This window comes from Ruegeria sp. AM9 (assembly GCF_056540565.1).
In genome coordinates, this window is the sequence record NZ_JBQFWY010000045.1 from 1 (window position 1) to 854 (window position 854).

Sequence of the window (854 nt, forward strand, 5' to 3'; positions counted from 1 at the left end):
CTGATCTCGGGCTCGTCGATTGCCAATGTGGTGACCACCGGCACGTTTACCATTCCGCTGATGAAGCGGGTGGGCTTTTCCAGCGAACAGGCGGGCTCGGTCGAGGTGGCCAGTTCCGTGAACGGTCAGATCATGCCACCGGTGATGGGGGCTGCGGCCTTCCTGATGGTGGAATATGTGGGCATTTCTTATGTCGAGGTGATCACCCACGCCTTCCTGCCCGCCGCGATCTCTTACATCGCGCTGGTCTATATCGTGCATCTTGAGGCGGTGAAGCGAAACATGCCGACGCTGGGCAACCGCGTTGTCTCGATGGGTCGCACGATTGGCGGCATGGCGATCTTCTTCGTGGGTTTTGCCGGGCTGTGTTACGGCATCCAGTATCCGATCAAGGCGATCATTGCGCTGATCCCCGGAGCCTCGGGTCTGGTGCTGTCGGGCCTGATCGTGCTGGCCTATCTGTTCCTGCTGAAACTGGCCTCGGGCGTCGAGGATCTGGTCCCCGACGATCCCAACGCCAAAGAGGTCGAACTGCCGGTCATTGCCGACATCTACAAGGCCGGTCTGCATTACCTGCTGCCGATCATCGTGCTGGTCTACTTCCTGATGATCGAGCAGAAATCGCCCGGCCTGTCGGCCTTCTGGGCGACCTCGCTGCTGTTTGTGATCCTGCTGACGCAGAAGCCGATGAAGTCGATCTTCCGGGGTGAGAACAACACCGCCAACGCCTTCCGCGACGGTGTGGTTGACCTGTGGAACGGTCTGATCGACGGCGCGCGCAACATGATCGGCATCGCGCTGGCCACCGCCACCGCGGGCGTGATCGTGGGCACCGTGACGCTGACCGGTGTGGG

At 61.1% G+C, this 854-nt stretch carries 1 protein-coding gene; it reads left to right on the forward strand.

Annotated features, from left to right (window positions below; all coding sequences use genetic code 11):
- Window positions 1–854 (forward strand): TRAP transporter large permease subunit (locus ACR0DO_RS19490; protein WP_480561100.1); only part of this gene is annotated, 854 nt, incomplete at both ends.